Raw genomic sequence first — 15,486 nt, forward strand, 5'->3', positions numbered from 1 at the left:
GAAGGGTCGCTCAAGACATGATCCGCATGACACGCCGTGGCTAGACGTCCTATAACCCAGCGCACTGAGCAAAATCTCAGTTGCTCCGAGGGACCGACACCTTCCACAGCCCAAAAACCTCAGACGCCCCGACCAAATGAAGACGTTCCGGCGTCTCGATCGACAAGGAGCGAGGCGCCATCAAAAAAATGGGTCCGCGACCGACTAAGGTCTTGGCCAGCTCTATGATGTCCGACACATCCAGGATGCCTTTCGCCGCAGACTCCCACGCGTGAAACATCCGCTCTTGCTGGATCCGGATTTTGGCTTGGAGGGCCGGATCGGCGGCGCGACCGGGCACGTGCTGCAACAGGTAAACGTTGAGTGTATGGGTGGGATGGTGGACTACCCACCAGAATGCTGCACAATGCGTGGTGTGATAAATTGGAATGACAATTGCTGCCGGCGACACCGCACGAGCCACAGCGAATAGATCGGCATCGTCGTTACGCATACACGGCGCCAGCGCAGGCAGTGGTCTTGAAGACAAGCTGGCAACGCTCACCGCGGATGCGGCCAAATTTCCTCCAATCCACGCGATAGCATTGATGGGGATTTGGGCAAGGTGCAAGCACGCAAGCAACACGACCGCGACAATGGAGACTAATCCGAAGCGCAGTTGAGGTTTTGCAGTGTGGATTGTCAGCTGCAGCCCCAAGGCACCGAGAAGGGCGAATGAAATGTTGGAAAAGTACAGAAACGAGACATGACTCAGTTCTGGTGCTTCGGTAAGGAAAAATCCGGATAGTCCAGCGATCCCGCAGCCTAGCAGAAAAAACTCGACTTCCCGCGCATTCTTGCGCATGCGGATTAATGAAGCTGGAACGGCAGGGGTTAGGAATGCCGCCTGGAAGATAGCGATTACTGCAAACGCCACAATGCCTGCTGGCACTGCGGCGAAGCCCCATTTGGTCAGCGCACCCGCCAAGGTCAGCACATCCTGGCTGGCAAGTAATGTGAACGGCTGCCCGGTGATTTTGACGGTGCCTGCCCCTGAAAATGAGGTTCCAACCGTAAAGAAGAAGCGCAGCCCGAGCCCGAACCCAACGATCACGGCCACCAGATCAAGGGCGCGGCCCGGCGACCGCCCCTCGCGCCTCCAGATTGACACTGTCAGGCGAAGAGCCATCCCGCAAAGCAGAATCGGCGTACAGACGCCTCTGGCGCCGGTGGCTAGAAACGCAAGCACCACGAGGGTGACGAACCGAAAGCACCGCTCCCGAAGGCCGGAGCCTTCTTCCTCAAAAAGGAATGCAATCGTCAGAAAGAACACGATGAAGGCAACGAATGGCGACAAGATCAGGTTGGCGCCGAAAGGCATAAAGCTGGCGAGTATCGAGCCGGATATTGGCGCGATACCAACGATCCAGTAGACGCATATCGCTGGAAGATAAGCGACCCACCACGCCAAGCCAACCACATATCGGCCGAACGCGACCATAACTGCCGCCGAAGCTCCGCCCAGAAATGCCGGGCCGAATCTTGTCACCAATACGTCGATGGATGAGCCCGTTGTAAGCTTGACCCCGAGAAGCCACAGGTGCGCAGCATAGTTGTAGGACCAACCCGCGTTGGGAAACAGCAGATTTGCTGGCGGATAGCCAAATTCTAGTCCTCGAACGATGACGCCTTCGAACGCAGCATGCGACGAATAAGCGTCCGTATAGACGTCGCTGTAGGTGCCGGCATACATAAAACTAACGCCGAGCAAGGCTGTGAAACAGGCGAACGCTAGTCCGAATATCCAGGCAGGCACATTCCGAACTTCGGCGCATTCCAGCAACTCTGAGGATCGGCGAAGGCGCGCTATCCCGAGCGCGCCTGCGAAAACCGGCAGCAAGAACAAGTACTGCAGCATCGCGACCGCCCATAGCAGCGTGACCACAAGAATGTTCGTGACGATCCCAACAGCAAGCGAGAAAGCGAGGTAAACACCTAGCTCTCTCGCACCCGGCAGAAAATAGCGGGAGATGACGGCACCAGGAAGCAGGTTGAATAGCAGGACGTATCCCAAAAACCTGATTGTCGCGTCCGTCGATGGATAGAGCGAGTGCAAGCCAAGAAAGACGATTGCGAGGCACAAAACCGACGTCCCGACGATTCGTGCGAGGGATTGCAAAGAGTTGGCTGCGACGCGGCTCGGCATTTACAACCTATTGACCACGAGCCTAACTTAGTCAAATCGATGGAACGTGTGCTTCACTCTCGCTGATGGCGTCAAAGGCTGTTCGCGGCGCGATTGACACGCAGCGCCATCGCCTCGCAGGTCCGGCTTCCGCTCCCCGAGCCATTTCCGGCGACAGTGATGTCATTTTCCGTCACGAGCGATTAACTCTCGAATCGAGAGTGGCTTGGCGACGGCGACGCCGTTAGCGGATGATGAAATGGTGTAGTTCAGACTCGAGGAGATGAGCCGCGGGAGAGGCGATGGCATCGTGCTTGAGGGAGTCAAGCACCAGTTCGATGGGAGCAATGGCGGATTCAGATAGGGACGAGTAAAATTCATCCGAAGTGATCGATCGATGATCACTCGCGGGCTGGTCGGACAGCGCCCCCCCAGTTTGGCTGAACTCGGCGGCGAACCTGAACGTATCGTTTGTTCCACCCGAATTCAGGAAGGCGCTGCCAATCCCCTCCGGTGCAACAAGAGTTTGTGACGTGACCGCTGCAGCTCCTACCGTGCTATCGCCATTCAGGTCCTGCTGAAAACTGGTCTCCAGCGATTTCAGTGTAGCGCTGCTGCCGGAATAGACGGCATAGGAGATGAAGTTGCCGTTGCTGTCGGTATTCCAGATCGAGAATTGATTTCCGGCGGCGTATTTCAAGGCCACCTGGTAGCCGCCCGCCGTCTGTTCCACGGCAATGGGCACATAAGGATCGAACTGACCAACTGTGACCGCCGCGCCACCATATTTCAGCGTCGGGCCGTTGCCGCTGCTGATGTTGTTCAAATAGTAATTGCTATCGACCTGGACCAGGCTGGTCGATCCCAGTGCCTCGATTACCGTGCTGGGAACACCAATCGTTCCGTCACCGTTCAGGTCTTGGTGAAAACTGGTCTCCAGCGATTTCAGTGTCGTGCTGTTGCCGGCGTAGACGGCATAGGAGATGAAGTTGCCGTTGCTGTCGGTATTCCAGATCGAGAATTGATTTCCGGCGGCGTATTTCAAGGCCACCTGGTAGCCGCCTGCCGTCTGTTCCACGGCAACGGGCACATAAGGATCGAACTGCCCAAGTGTGACCACGACGCCACCATATTTCAGCGTCGGGCCGTTGCCGCTGCTGATGTTGTTCAAATAGTAGTTGTTATTGACCTGGACCAGGCTGGTCGATCCCAGTGCCTCGATTACGGTGGCGGGAGCGCCGATCGTTCCGTCGCCGTTCAGGTCCTGGTGAAAGCTGGTCTCCAGCGATTCCAGTGTCGTGCTGTTGCCGGCGTAGACGGCATAGGAGACGAAGTTGCCGTTGCTGTCGGTATTCCAGATCGAGAACTGATTTCCGGCGGCGTATTTCAAGGCCACCTGGTAGCCGCCGGCTGTCTGCTCCACGGCAACGGGCACATAGGGATCGAACTGTCCCGCTGATACCGCCACGCCGTTATATTTCAGCGTCGGACCCGAGGTGGTGCCATTGGCATAGAGATAATAGGTGCCGCCGATCTGGGTCAGCGTGGTCGCACCGAACGACTCGATCGTGACGGGCAGCGAGTAAGCGCCGATCAGATCGGCCAGGCTAATTGCAACATTGCCGGTGAGATCGATCGCGAAATCGGCGACCCCGTCCCCATTGGTATCGCCCTGCAGCGTGGTGACGCCGGTGGAGCTGTTATAGAAATAGTTGAGTTCGCCGGCCGCACCGCTGAAGGAGGCGGTCGCGAGGAATTTGAACTGATCGTAGCTGCCGGTGCTGCTGATCGCGTCGAACCCGCTGAGGTCGATGTCATCCGTTCCGGAAACGAAATCGGTGATGCGGTCGTGCTGGCCGCTCGTGGCCGAGCTGTTGCCGAGCAGGAACACGAATATGTCGCCGCTGCCGCCGCCGGTCAGATTATCAACGCCGGAGCCGCCGATCAGCGTGTCGTTTCCGGCCCCGCCGATCAGCGTGTCATTGCCGCCGCCACCCGACAGCGTACAGCCCGTGTCGCTTGCGATCAGCGTGTCGTTGCCGCTGCCGCCAATGGCTTTCTCGATGACCGCGTTGAGTGCGATCCCGATATTGTTGACGAGGCCGCCGACCGAGGAAAAGGCGCCCGCGTGCAGGTCGATGGTCTGCGCCGCCGAATAGCCGGAGCAATCGAGCGTGTCGGTGCCGCCGCTGTCATAGATCGTCAGCGCCGGCGCCGAGGTGTAGTTGCCGAAATTGAAGACCGCGCCGGCATTGCTGTTGAAGCCATAGACGGTGTCGCCGGTTCGCGTCGAGGTCGCCGCGCCGTACATCAAAGCCACGGCGTAGATGTCCGCCATCTGCGGCGTGACCACGTAGCGGTACGAACTCCCGGAATAATTCGGCTCCGAGAAATACGACATGATGGAATATTGCCAGGTGTCGTTGGCATAGACCGCGTTGGTCGAATAGGACGCGCTGCCATTATACGGCCCCTGGTGGCCTAGCCCGAGCGCATGTCCGATTTCGTGGATGTAGGTCTGGTAGCCGTAGCTGTCGATGCCGGTCTTGCCGTCGTACGCGCCGCCATCATTGGTGATCCAATCAGAGCTGATGTTGACGTACGCAGATGAGACCACGCCCCCCGACCAGCTGCCGCCGCTATAGGCCTGCATCGTGCCGTTGTGGGTGAACGTGATGTTCGCGGAGCCCGCGGTCTGGACGAAGGTGATGTTGGCAACCTCGGACCATGCCTGCAGCGCCGTTTGCGCCAGGAACTGCTCCGCAGAATTCAGCCCGGTGATATTGTAGCTGATGGTGTGGGACGCCCAGTGATGGGGAGTGTCGTTGGCGTATGACCAAAAGCCGTTGACGAGATAGTCGGCGAGCGTCGCGATCGACGCGACCGGCTTGCCGGCATAGAGCGCGGGGCTTTCCACGCTGGCGGCGGCGGCGTCCGCCAGCGGGTAAGAGTCGCCGTCAACCCGAAACGTCGTGTCGTGCAGGCTGTCAGGCGGAAGCGCGGCCGGGCTCGGCCCAAGCTCGAACGTCTGGAAGGCCCAGATCTCATCGGAAAGCAGACCGTTCTTCTTCATCGATCAGGCCCGTCAGCAGGTCGTTCGGTTGCGGAGAATCGCAACGCACCCGGGAGGCTAGAATCGCCTCGTTAACGCTTGTTTACCAGCCGGATTTGTCGTGCGCTTGCTTTGCGATGCATTACGGCGAAAAGCAGAATCCGCGGGGTACCGGTCCGTAGTCTTGCGGGGGCCGGTCGTCCGCGGTTCCGCGCTGTCGGGGCTTCCGGTCCCAAAATGGCGCCTCGCCCCGCCCCCATGGCCGCCCCTCGCCGGCAGCGAACAAGGAGTTGGAAATCGGCGCCAGATTGTCTAAGCCAGATTGGTCTGCTCGTTCCCCCGCGAAATCCAAAAAAACAAGGTTTCTCAATGCCTTTCCCCCGCGCTTCGCAGGCCCTTTCCCGCTTCACCGTGCTCGATCTCACCCGCGTTCGCTCCGGGCCCACCTGTGTGCGGCAACTGGCGGATTGGGGCGCCAACGTCATCAAGATCGACGCGCTGCTGGAAGACAGCGGCGGCGAGCAGCCCGGCGGCCCGCGCCAGGGCTCGGATTTCCAGAATTTGCACCGCAACAAGCGGGCCATGACGCTGAACCTGAAGGACCCTAAGGGCCTCGAAGTGTTCAAGCGGCTGGCGGAACAGGCCGACGTCGTGGTCGAGAATTTTCGTCCCGACGTGAAGGCAAAACTCGGCATCGACTATGAGAGCCTGCGCAAGGTCAATCCGCGCATCGTCTATGGCAGCATCTCCGGCTTCGGCCAGGACGGCCCCTACCACAAGCGTCCGGGCTTCGATCAGATCGCGCAGGGCATGGGCGGGCTGATGTCGATCACCGGCGCGCCCGGCCAGGGCCCGATGCGGGTCGGCATCCCGGTCGCCGACCTCACCGCCGGGCTGTTCTGCGCCATCGGTATCCTCACCGCACTGCTGGAGCGCGACGTTTCCGGCGAAGGCCAGTGGGTGCAGACCTCGCTGTTGCAGGCGCAGATCTTCATGCTGGATTTCCAGGCCTCGCGCTGGCTGATGGAAAAGGACGTGGCCAAGCAGGCCGGCAACAACCATCCGACCTCGATTCCGACCGGCGTCTTCAAGACTTCCGACGGCTACATCAACATCGCCACGACCGGCGGACGGATCTGGGAGCGCTGCGCGCAGGCGATCGGCGCGCCCGAGCTCGTCACCAATCCCGATTACGCCACCGCACCTGCGCGCTCGAAGAACCGCGACGCGCTGAACGAAGCGATCGGCAGGCTCACCGAGAAGAAACCGACGGAAACCTGGGTCAAGGAATTGAACGAGGCCGGCGTGCCCTGTGGCCCGATCTATTCGATCGACCAGATGTTCGACGACGCCCAGGTCAAGCACCTCGGCATCGCCCAGCACGTGCCAAACGACGAGAACCGCCACATCCAGCTCGTCGGCCAGCCGGTGACGCTGTCACGCACGCCAAGCAAGATGGCCGCGCGCCCGCCGGAATTCGGCGAACAGACCGAGGAAGTACTGGCAGAATTCGGTTTTGCGAAAGATGAGATCGCGGAGCTGCGCCAGCGCAAGGTGGTGTGAGCCACCGGTGCCGTCATTGCGAGCGAAGCGAATCAATCCATCTATCCCCGTGTGGCACGATGGATTGCTTCGTCGCGGAGCCTGTCATCGGGCGCGCATGCGCGCAACCCGTTGGCTCCTCGCAATGACGGCGCTTGATTGATCGCCGCGCGGCACAAATCAGCGCAGATCCCTTCATGATCGCCCAGCTGGTCGTGCTGTTTCTGATGGTGTTGTTTCCGTCCATCGTCACCGTGCCGGCGAAATGGTTCGGTGGCTGACATGCAGCCGCATCGGCTACACTGTCCCGTCATCATCCCGTGAAAGGCATTTTATGCGCATCATGATCCTTAATGGCCCGAACCTGAACATGCTCGGTATCCGCGAGCCGCACATCTACGGCTCGACCACGCTCGACGCCATCAAGGCCTCCTGCGAGGAGTTCGCCGCCTTCACCGGCACGCACCTGGCGTTTCACCAGTCGAACCACGAGGGCGAGTTGGTCGACCTGATCCAGTCCGCCCGCACCTCGGCGGACGCCCTCATCATCAACCCCGCCGCTTACTCCTTCACCTCGATTGCGATGTTCGACGCCATGAAGATTTTTGACGGCCCGATCTACGAGGTGCATATTTCGAACATCCATGCCCGCGACGAGTTGCACCGGCATTCGAAGCTTTCGGCTGCTGTGAAGGGCGTGATCGCGGGCCTAGGACCCTACGGCTACATCGTCGCCATGCAGGCCGCACTGCAGGGCGCCGGCCAATTGCCGGCGTCCCTACCCGCGGCCGTGCGCGTCGGTCCGAAATGACGGATGGAGGCTGACATGCAGGGAGCCGGCTATCTTGCCATCTGGAGCGATATGACGCCACAGGACGAAACCGACTGGGCGCATTGGATCACGCGCGAACACGCCGCCGAGCGCGTCGGCGTCAACGGATTCCTGGCGTGCCGCATCTTCCGCGCGCTGGGTGTGTCGGTGAACCGCTACTTCATCCTCTATGAACTCGAGGACGAGCGAGTCGTCGGCGGTCCGGACTATCTGGCGCGGCTGAACGCGCCGACGCCGTGGTCGCAGCGCATCATGCCCCGGCTCGGCAATTTCGCCCGCGGCGGCGGCCGCATCGCAGCCTCAGCCGGCACCGGCCAGGGCGGCATCGTCGCTCCCTTGCGCCTCGACGCCGCGCCGTCCTGGAACGCCGCCGCGGTTGTTGCCGAGCTGGCGCGGCTCGACCGGATCATCGCCGCACGCGTCCTGCTCACCGATACCGCGCAGACCTCGATCAAGACCCGCGAGAAAGGCATGCGAGCCAACGACGGCTCCTTCGCCGCCCTATTACTGATCGAGGGACTGGACGAAGCCGCGGTCCGTGACGCCCTCCATCATCTGCGCAAGACGCTTCCTGCCGAGGACCACGGCATGATCGATGACCTGCCGCTCTACCGCCTCGCCTTCAGCCTTCCGAAACGACTTCTGCCGCGTTGATCTACGCCGCGCCGCCTGGAGAGCGCCAAAGCCGTTAGCCAAAAATCGAATTTTTCTTGTAAGCGATCTCAATCTGATTTGGGTCGTCCAGCCCTGCCGGTAAAAATATTCCGCTTAACCCGAAGGCCAAATCAGTGCTTTGAATCCGCCCGTCTCACGGCAGATGAGGGGCGTTGGCCATCGTCACGAACGTGCGGTGAGATGCGATGGACGCAAGAGCTGCGACTGACGTGTGTGGCTCAAGCGTACTGCGAAGTCGTGTGGGCTATATTTTGGCATTCGGTGAAACACGGAGAAACTAAGAAAACCCTTTAAAACAAGGCCTTTTTGATTAGGCTTGTTGCGGGCTTCTGGAGGGCCGGGCCCTAAGCCAAACGCAGGAGCCATGACCACCACCAGCGTCACCTGCCGAACCTCCGTCTCCGCGGATACAGACCTTCAACGCGCGAAAGGTCGGGTTGTAGCCGCGGCCACCACCCAAAACTGCAGCACCATTCTCACCAACCGCATCTGCGAGCAGCGCGTCGCCGAACGCACCAAGCGCTACGACCGCAAGTGTCCCGGCCTCTATGTCAACATCATCCCGGGCTGGCGTCGCGACCCTCTACTTCAAATTCACCGATCCTTCGACCGGCAAGCAGTCCACCGTGCGGCTAGGCGTCTACAATCCCGAAACCTTCACCATCGATGACGCCCGCAGCAAGGTATGCGCTCAAGGCCCTCGACCCGGCGACGCTGGTCAAACAACTGCGCCAGACCAAGACCGTCAAGGCAAAGCAAGGCAAGATCGTTGCAAAGATCATCGAACTGCGCATCGACTGAATGCAGCAGGACGAAGTAAAGGACGACGGCGAGGAGCGTTCCCGGATCGAAAGCTGGACCAACGTCGCCAGCCACCTGCGGCGCTTCGTCAAGCCGGGCCTCGGAGCTAAGATTGCGCGCGACGTGACCCGGCAGGACATCGCACAACTGTCTAACGACATCCTTGACGGCAAGTATGGCAAGCCATCGGTTTCCAATGCCCGCCACATGCGCCGCGCGGTGTCGGGCCTGTACAGCTGTGCCGGTGAGGCAGGCCGTGACTACGTTTCCGAAACCTGCCGCCCTTGCTTCAATCTGCCGAAACTTGCCCAAGGAGCACGGGCGCAAGCGGGTGCTGGACGAGAACGAGATCAGGACGCTATGGCATGGCCTCCATCGCGAAGATTTGACGTGGCATCGCAAGACCCGGCTGGCGATCAAGTTTGAACTGGTCACCATGCTACGTTCAGGTGGACTACTGGCCGCACGCCGCGACGAGCTGATAACTTTGGACGGGGATGCACCGCTGTTTCGTGTCCCGGCCAAGCGGGTCAAGAAGCGCCGCGTGATCGAGCAGCCGCTGTCCTCGCTTGCGGTTGAGATCATCAAGGAGGCGCTGGCCGGCGATGCATAGCGGTTTGTGTTCGAAAGCCCCGTCTATCCGGGCCTGCCGATCCACCACACGGCGATGGCGACGGCGCTGCGCGGCACCGAGCACGAGAAATACAAGGGCAAGACCAAGACGCCGGGCCTGTGCGAGCTGTTGAGCCTCAAGGCATTCACGCCGCACGATCTGCGGCGGACTGCTGCGACGGTGGCAGGCGAACTCGGCTACTCGGATGCCGCGATTGCTAAATGCCTCGACCACGCCGTGACGAAGGATGAACCAATCGAAGCGCATGCAACAGAAGCGGGCCGTGCTGGATGGTATCGCAGCGGAGCTGCGGCGGATCATCGGTGTAGTCTGTAGGAGCTGATCTGCGGATGGCCGCCTGATGTCCGGCTGCACATCGCTTGCGGCAAGCGCGGTGCCGATGTCCGGCCGGATTCCCCAAAAGTTGAAACTCACCCGCTGCCGACGGACGCCGCCTTTCCCCGAATGTCCAAAGTTCACTTCTGAACATAGTTTGGAACCAATCTTTCCAGCGTCACTTACCCCGGCGGAGGACTGCAACGCGGCAGGCAAGGGGAGAGTAAAGTGGACGAGGTCGTTAGGATTCTGGTCGTCGAGGACGACCAGCTTATTCAGGCTATGGTCGAAGAGGCTCTTTCAGAAGGCGGTTTTAAATCCCGTATCACAGCATCTGGTGAGGAAGCGATTACCCTTCTGCGAGGCGATGAATTCCAATATCGGGCGCTCGTGACCGACATAAATCTGATCGGAAGATTTGACGGTTGGGAAGTTGCCCGCGCTGCTCGGGAGACTGACCCCACAGCTCCGATTATATATATGACCGGCAGTCATGGCGAGGAATGGGCATCTAAGGGCGTCCCAAACAGTGTTCTACTTGCAAAGCCCTTCGCCCCGGCACAGCTCGTGACTGCCCTTTCCCAGCTCCTTAACGCGAGCCCACCGATCTCGACCGATTAGGGAGTCCGGTTGGCGACGAGCGCCGCCTGCAGCAAACGCGGCACGGATGTCCGGCCGGATTTTCCAAGTCGGCTTCCCGACAGATTGCGTTGAGTCAAAGTAGCCCGTGATCCGGTCGCTAAGCTCAAATCAGACATCAGCCGAGCGGCACGGAGGGGTGTCGTTGAGGTTTTTGCCAGAGGCCCGGATACCCTCGTCCGGGCCTCGCGCGCTGGGTGGAAGCGGGACCCCCGTTTGACGCAGCTCAATGCCGATTCCAGCGAACTCGTCCTAGTTTTTGAATGTCAGCCTAGCTTTTAGGATGAGTTCGATGGGGACGAGGAAAATTCCCCGACGAAAAGAGTCCCGACGACAGGATCCTGGCGGCTCCGGAAGTGTACCCCAATCGAACAAGGCAAAATCGCGCGTGGAAGAGCGCCAACAGGTCATTGAGGAATACATCGCCTCGCTTCGAGACTTCATGAAGTCGATTTTGCGCAAACCTAATTAAGTTCCCTTGAGAGTTTTGGGAGCAGGCCCGGAACCATCCATCCGGGGCTCGCGCGTTGCGCCTTTATCCCGGTCATCTTTCGAACATCGAATAATAATTTGCTTGGCGTGGGCCGACTCAGTGCGCGTATCAGTTGGCCCGGCACGGCACCCGCCTTACCAGCCCCCAGCCCCCGGCGGGGCCGTGCTCTGAGATTCCCGATAGCCTTGGCGGCGCTTGCGCGCTAAATGACAGGCTCAAGGCTTCAGGTTTGTGATGGGGTTGGGGCCATCAAAGATGTGGAAGCGCAGCTTGAGAAGCTGCGAGTGGATGCCGAGAACTGCGCCCTGATTAGCAGGCTCGCGACCGATCCGAATAAGCAAGAATTGTTCGCTCGGCTAGCCAAGCACCTTGAGACCTTAGCGTCAGAAGTCGAACGCGCGATTGCGGCAAGCACCAGCAAAGAACAGGGTAACGACCGCGATTAGGGCCTTTGCCATTTTTTCCCGTAGAAATACGGAGTAGAACAGAATCGGCTTGTGAACCCGGACCGGGCGGATTTTAATCTTAGTGCCCGGGGCATTTCATCACGCGTAATTTCATTAACCCGGTAGGACCCCGCTCGGCGGTACCAGCGGGGTTCTATTTTGGCCACCGATGGCGTGGGATCAAGCTTTCTTCGACCCGATCAACCTGCCTGATGGACGCAAGCTGCTGAACGCTTGCGAGACGCAGCGACATACAGGTCCATCTCCTGCAAGCGCGGCGCGGATGTGCAGCCGGACTTCCGGTCCGTCAAAATGGGTGTTCGATGAGTGCAATGGTCCGCGCCGTTCGATGATCCAGTCGTCTTGCCGGGCGGTTCCCTCTCGCCTTTGCTTGGTTCCTCCGTGGTTCTCAACTTTTCGCAACGTTATTTGCTCTGGCGCAAAGAAGTCCCTTGGCGGGATCGTCGAAAAGGGAATTTGACGCCGATAGGAGGGCAACGCCATGCCAAAGAGGCGCCGCATCAAGCATACTGCGACCCTTGCAGAAAGGTTGGCCGCCGAGGCGGAACGCCTTAGAGAACGGGCCAAGAAAATGCCCCGCGGGGCGCAGCGCGAGGAGCTACTGCGCAAGGCGCGCCAGACGGATATCGCATCCCACATGAACGAGTTGCTATCATCCTCCCGTCTGCAATCACCGAAGCAGCCATGAAAGATTTACGGGCAAGGCTCGACAAGCTCCTCACCGACGCCGAGGATTGCGATCTCATCGCCAAGCTGGCGACTAACCCACAGAAGCGCGCGCTGTTTGAAAAGCTAGCAGCCGATCTTCGATCCTCGGCACGCGACATTGAGATTGTGCTCGCGAGCCAGAAGGAAAGTGGCGACTGACTTTTTTGCTTATCACCAAACCTGCCTGCGCATTTTTCCCGTAAGAATACGGACGAGGCCAGAATCAGCTTGTGAATCCGGATCAAGAGAACTTCAATCTTGATCAGGGGCAAATTTCATCAGCGCGTAATTTCAATAACCCTGTAGAACCCCGCTCGGCAGTACCTAGCGGGGTTCTACCCTTGATCGGACATTATCCGCAGTACTGGGCCGCTTTTTTGGTTTGGCAAGTTCGCGACGCCGGGCATGTTCGTTCACGAAAGGTCATTCGATCTTGAGCCACATCAACGCGGCTCCCTCGAACCCTCACAAAAGTACGGCGAACGTCACATGCCGTGATCTCAAGCGCGCTGCTTTCAAAACGTTGTAGCTAAGACGGACGCCGAACTTCCTGGCGGCGTCTGGCTGCGCATCAACTATGGAAAGTAGGGGCATCAAAATGGAAACCGGAGCATCAGTTATTATAGTCGCTCTTGTGTGGCCGTTTACTTCATCCCCGCGTTGAACGCAGCGGCACGCAAGCACCACAACCAAAATGCAATCTTCCTGCTCAACCTGTTTCTCGGCTGGACATTTCTCGGCTGGGTCGCTGCGCTGATTTGGTCAGCGACAGCGATCCCGCAAGAATATCAGCAGCTAGCGCAACAAACACAGCAGCCATCTAGAACGACAATTCGACGCCGGGGAATTCGCGAGCCCAACGCACTTGATCGTTGGTTCGGTGAAAAGGCCCCTTGGGAGGAAGATGGCGAAAGCAAACAGGAGAACAAACATGCGAAAAGTTAAAGGCATCCTGATCGATCCGTGCACGTGCACCGTGACCGAAGTTGAGCACGACGGCGACGACTACAGCACATCTATAAGCTGATCTCGCACGAGACGATGTCGGTGGACACGTTCACCTTGTAGGCGACAGCTCTTGTCGCAAAAGACGCTCCCAACCCCCACCGCGATAAGCCAAGATCAACGGCATGGTGCCGTCGCTCCAGATTACGTCAAGCACCCTAAAGCTTCTGAAGTTGCCGTGCCGCCAAACATTGAGACCGTTGGGCCGCTCATGCGTCGCAAGGGTCCACTCAATTGAGACTTGCTCGGCATGATGTATCAGCACATCCACGCCATCGCAGCTCTTGCTGGCGATGCCCTTGGCCTCCACCACATCGAGCGCCGCATAGAACCGATAGCCGGCTTCTGCCCTTCGCTTTCGCGTGCAATGCCTTCTGCAGTTTCTGAACAGTTTTCGGAGTTGATAGGTTGCCCAATTTCCAAATCCCTCACCACTTGTTGAAGGGTGGGCAAAGCGCAGCGTGCCCATCATTCAGGATCGCGCTCTCCGAGAAATGGTGGGGCACAGCGCAAACGCCTTTGCCCCCACAACCGACATCCGGGACTATGCCTTCGCCGGTCGCAGGATGCGGGTGACGCTGCCGAAAACCTTGTCGATGACAGGCCAGAACAGCAGCACGATCGCAAGTGTCGTGATCGAACCGACCAGACCGTTCGACCAGAACACCTTCATGTCGCCGCCGGAGCCGATCATCGACAGGCGGAAGGCATCCTCGGCGCGGTTGCCGAGGACGAGCGCCAGTGTGAACGGCGCCAAGGGAATGCCGATCTTCTTGAAGACGTAGCCGACCACGCCAAAGCCCAGCATCAGCCAGATGTCGAACATCGCGTTCTGGATCGCATAGGCGCCGATCGCGCAGGACACCACGATCATGGGTGCTACGGCGGCAAACGGCACCCGCAGGATCGAAGCAAAGATCGGCACCGTCGTCAGCACCAGCACGAGGCCTACGACATTCCCGAGATACATCGATGCAATCAGGCCCCAGACGAAATCCTTGTGCTCGACGAACAGCAACGGACCGGGATTGAGGCCCCACACCATCAACCCGCCAAGCAGGATCGCCGCGGTGCCGGAGCCCGGAATGCCGAGCGCGAGCATCGGCAGCAGCGCCGCGGTGCCGGAAGCGTGCGCCGCGGTTTCCGGCGCGAACACGCCCTCGATGCGGCCCTTGCCAAAGCTGTCAGGGTCCTTGGAAAAGCGCTTGGCGAGGTTGTAGCCCATGAAGGAGGCAGCGATGGCGCCGCCCGGGGTGATGCCGAGCCAGCAGCCGATGAAGGAGGAGCGCAGCAGCGTCACCCAGTATTTCGGCAGATCCTTCCAGACCGACACCACCACGCGCAGCGAGATGCCGGCGGCGTGGCCGCGCAGCGCAAGACGCTCCTCCATGGTGAGCAGGATTTCGCTGATGCCGAACAGGCCGATCACCGCAACCAGGAAGTTGACGCCGCGCAGGAGCTCCGCCGAACCGAAAGTCATGCGCAATTGGCCGGACACGGTGTCCATGCCGATGCCGGCGAGCAACAGGCCAAGCGACATCGAAATCACCGTCTTGTGCTTGGCTTCGCGGCCGAGCCCGACAAAGGAGCAGAAGGTGAGCAGATACACCGCGAAGAATTCGGGCGGCCCGAACCTCAGCGCGAACGACGAGATCATCGGCGCCAGGAACGTGATCAGCATCACCGCGACCAGCGAGCCGATGAACGACGAGGTGAAGGCCGCCGTCAGCGCTTCCGCCGCCCTGCCCTGCTGCGCCATCGGATATCCGTCGAAGGTGGTCGCCACCGACCACGCCTCACCGGGGATGTTGAACAGGATCGAGGTGATGGCGCCGCCGAACAGCGCGCCCCAATAGATGCAGGACAGCATCACGATCGCCGATGTCGGATCCATCGTGAATGTCAGCGGCAGCAGGATCGCCACGCCGTTGGGGCCGCCGAGGCCCGGCAACACGCCGACGAAAATGCCGAGCACCAGCCCGAGCATCATCAAGAGCAGCGTCTTCCAGGTCAGCAGCACGGCGAAGCCGTGCATCAAGAGGCCCAAGGCTTCCATTACAAGGCTTCCATCAGGTGATCCCAAGCAGTTCGTCATTGCGAGGAGCGAAGCGACGAAGCAATCCATTCTTGCCTTGCGGCACCATGGATTGCTTCGCTTC

At 59.7% G+C, this 15,486-nt stretch carries 16 protein-coding genes; 12 read left to right on the forward strand and 4 right to left on the reverse strand.

Translation table 11 applies throughout. From position 1 onward, the window contains the following. Window positions 1-76 precede the first annotated feature (76 nt). Both JQ624_RS23675 and JQ624_RS39355 read right to left on the reverse strand, forming a co-directional pair. A complete protein-coding gene (locus JQ624_RS23675) occupies window positions 77-2,185 on the reverse strand; it encodes a hypothetical protein (protein WP_212421321.1) in 2,109 nt (702 codons plus the stop codon). A 223-nt stretch (window positions 2,186-2,408) separates the two neighbouring features. Continuing rightward, window positions 2,409-5,237 (reverse strand): M10 family metallopeptidase C-terminal domain-containing protein, encoded by a 2,829-nt coding sequence (locus JQ624_RS39355; protein ID WP_212421322.1) that lies wholly within the window; start codon window positions 5,235-5,237, stop codon window positions 2,409-2,411. A 348-nt stretch (window positions 5,238-5,585) separates the two neighbouring features. Between JQ624_RS39355 and JQ624_RS23685 the strand changes: the two genes are divergently transcribed. From JQ624_RS23685 to JQ624_RS23720, 12 genes are all read left to right on the forward strand, one after another. Further along, on the forward strand, window positions 5,586-6,779 hold the full coding sequence (locus JQ624_RS23685; RefSeq protein ID WP_212421323.1) for a CaiB/BaiF CoA-transferase family protein: 1,194 nt from the start codon (window positions 5,586-5,588) through the stop codon (window positions 6,777-6,779). 134 nt (window positions 6,780-6,913) lie between these two features. Next, entirely contained in the window at window positions 6,914-7,039 is a 126-nt protein-coding gene (locus JQ624_RS39360) for a hypothetical protein (protein ID WP_283816955.1), read from the forward strand. A 53-nt stretch (window positions 7,040-7,092) separates the two neighbouring features. Beyond that, window positions 7,093-7,569: a type II 3-dehydroquinate dehydratase gene (locus tag JQ624_RS23690; RefSeq protein WP_212421324.1), complete on the forward strand. Its 477-nt coding sequence runs from the start codon at window positions 7,093-7,095 to the stop codon at window positions 7,567-7,569. A gap of 15 nt (window positions 7,570-7,584) precedes the next feature. Then, complete coding sequence (locus JQ624_RS23695; protein ID WP_212421325.1) at window positions 7,585-8,244, forward strand: hypothetical protein; 660 nt, start codon at window positions 7,585-7,587, stop codon at window positions 8,242-8,244. Window positions 8,245-8,931: 687 nt separating this feature from the next. Continuing rightward, window positions 8,932-9,066, forward strand: a complete 135-nt coding sequence (locus JQ624_RS39365; protein ID WP_283816950.1) for a hypothetical protein — start codon at window positions 8,932-8,934, stop codon at window positions 9,064-9,066. Beyond that, window positions 9,067-9,492 (forward strand): hypothetical protein, encoded by a 426-nt coding sequence (locus tag JQ624_RS38705; RefSeq protein WP_249130019.1) that lies wholly within the window; start codon window positions 9,067-9,069, stop codon window positions 9,490-9,492. 10 nt (window positions 9,493-9,502) lie between these two features. Beyond that, entirely contained in the window at window positions 9,503-9,679 is a 177-nt protein-coding gene (locus tag JQ624_RS38710; protein ID WP_249130020.1) for a hypothetical protein, read from the forward strand. A gap of 6 nt (window positions 9,680-9,685) precedes the next feature. Next, the gene (locus tag JQ624_RS38715; protein ID WP_249130021.1) at window positions 9,686-10,015 is read left to right on the forward strand and encodes a hypothetical protein; all 330 of its coding nucleotides are present in this window, start codon (window positions 9,686-9,688) and stop codon (window positions 10,013-10,015) included. A 228-nt stretch (window positions 10,016-10,243) separates the two neighbouring features. Beyond that, on the forward strand, window positions 10,244-10,636 hold the full coding sequence (locus JQ624_RS23705; RefSeq protein ID WP_212421326.1) for a response regulator: 393 nt from the start codon (window positions 10,244-10,246) through the stop codon (window positions 10,634-10,636). A 717-nt stretch (window positions 10,637-11,353) separates the two neighbouring features. Then, entirely contained in the window at window positions 11,354-11,593 is a 240-nt protein-coding gene (locus tag JQ624_RS23710; RefSeq protein WP_212421327.1) for a hypothetical protein, read from the forward strand. Between the two features lie 705 nt (window positions 11,594-12,298). Further along, on the forward strand, window positions 12,299-12,481 hold the full coding sequence (locus tag JQ624_RS23715; RefSeq protein WP_212421328.1) for a hypothetical protein: 183 nt from the start codon (window positions 12,299-12,301) through the stop codon (window positions 12,479-12,481). Between the two features lie 477 nt (window positions 12,482-12,958). Further along, entirely contained in the window at window positions 12,959-13,267 is a 309-nt protein-coding gene (locus JQ624_RS23720; RefSeq protein WP_312014482.1) for a superinfection immunity protein, read from the forward strand. Between the two features lie 112 nt (window positions 13,268-13,379). Here JQ624_RS23720 and JQ624_RS23725 read toward each other — a convergent pair whose 3' ends face one another. Together JQ624_RS23725 and JQ624_RS23730 are read right to left on the reverse strand one after the other, a co-directional pair. Further along, on the reverse strand, window positions 13,380-13,799 hold the full coding sequence (locus tag JQ624_RS23725) for a hypothetical protein (protein ID WP_212421329.1): 420 nt from the start codon (window positions 13,797-13,799) through the stop codon (window positions 13,380-13,382). Window positions 13,800-13,871: 72 nt separating this feature from the next. Then, window positions 13,872-15,383: a tripartite tricarboxylate transporter permease gene (locus JQ624_RS23730; protein ID WP_212421330.1), complete on the reverse strand. Its 1,512-nt coding sequence runs from the start codon at window positions 15,381-15,383 to the stop codon at window positions 13,872-13,874. Window positions 15,384-15,486 lie beyond the last annotated feature (103 nt).

Origin of the sequence: Bradyrhizobium sp. AUGA SZCCT0283 (assembly GCF_018130385.1) — a bacterium.
Taxonomy (GTDB): domain Bacteria; phylum Pseudomonadota; class Alphaproteobacteria; order Rhizobiales; family Xanthobacteraceae; genus Bradyrhizobium.

Bases quoted from the DNA above. Each gene is read 5' to 3' on its own strand.
- JQ624_RS23675 (WP_212421321.1), bottom strand. From the start codon at position 2,185: ATGCCGAGCCGCGTCGCAGCCAACTCTTTGCAATCCCTCGCACGAATC.
- JQ624_RS39355 (WP_212421322.1), bottom strand. From the start codon at position 5,237: ATGAAGAAGAACGGTCTGCTTTCCGATGAGATCTGGGCCTTCCAGACG.
- JQ624_RS23685 (WP_212421323.1), top strand. From the start codon at position 5,586: ATGCCTTTCCCCCGCGCTTCGCAGGCCCTTTCCCGCTTCACCGTGCTC.
- JQ624_RS23690 (WP_212421324.1), top strand. From the start codon at position 7,093: ATGCGCATCATGATCCTTAATGGCCCGAACCTGAACATGCTCGGTATC.
- JQ624_RS23695 (WP_212421325.1), top strand. From the start codon at position 7,585: ATGCAGGGAGCCGGCTATCTTGCCATCTGGAGCGATATGACGCCACAG.
- JQ624_RS39365 (WP_283816950.1), top strand. From the start codon at position 8,932: ATGACGCCCGCAGCAAGGTATGCGCTCAAGGCCCTCGACCCGGCGACG.
- JQ624_RS38705 (WP_249130019.1), top strand. From the start codon at position 9,067: ATGCAGCAGGACGAAGTAAAGGACGACGGCGAGGAGCGTTCCCGGATC.
- JQ624_RS38710 (WP_249130020.1), top strand. From the start codon at position 9,503: ATGCTACGTTCAGGTGGACTACTGGCCGCACGCCGCGACGAGCTGATA.
- JQ624_RS23710 (WP_212421327.1), top strand. From the start codon at position 11,354: ATGACAGGCTCAAGGCTTCAGGTTTGTGATGGGGTTGGGGCCATCAAA.
- JQ624_RS23715 (WP_212421328.1), top strand. From the start codon at position 12,299: ATGAAAGATTTACGGGCAAGGCTCGACAAGCTCCTCACCGACGCCGAG.
- JQ624_RS23725 (WP_212421329.1), bottom strand. From the start codon at position 13,799: ATGATGGGCACGCTGCGCTTTGCCCACCCTTCAACAAGTGGTGAGGGA.
- JQ624_RS23730 (WP_212421330.1), bottom strand. From the start codon at position 15,383: ATGGAAGCCTTGGGCCTCTTGATGCACGGCTTCGCCGTGCTGCTGACC.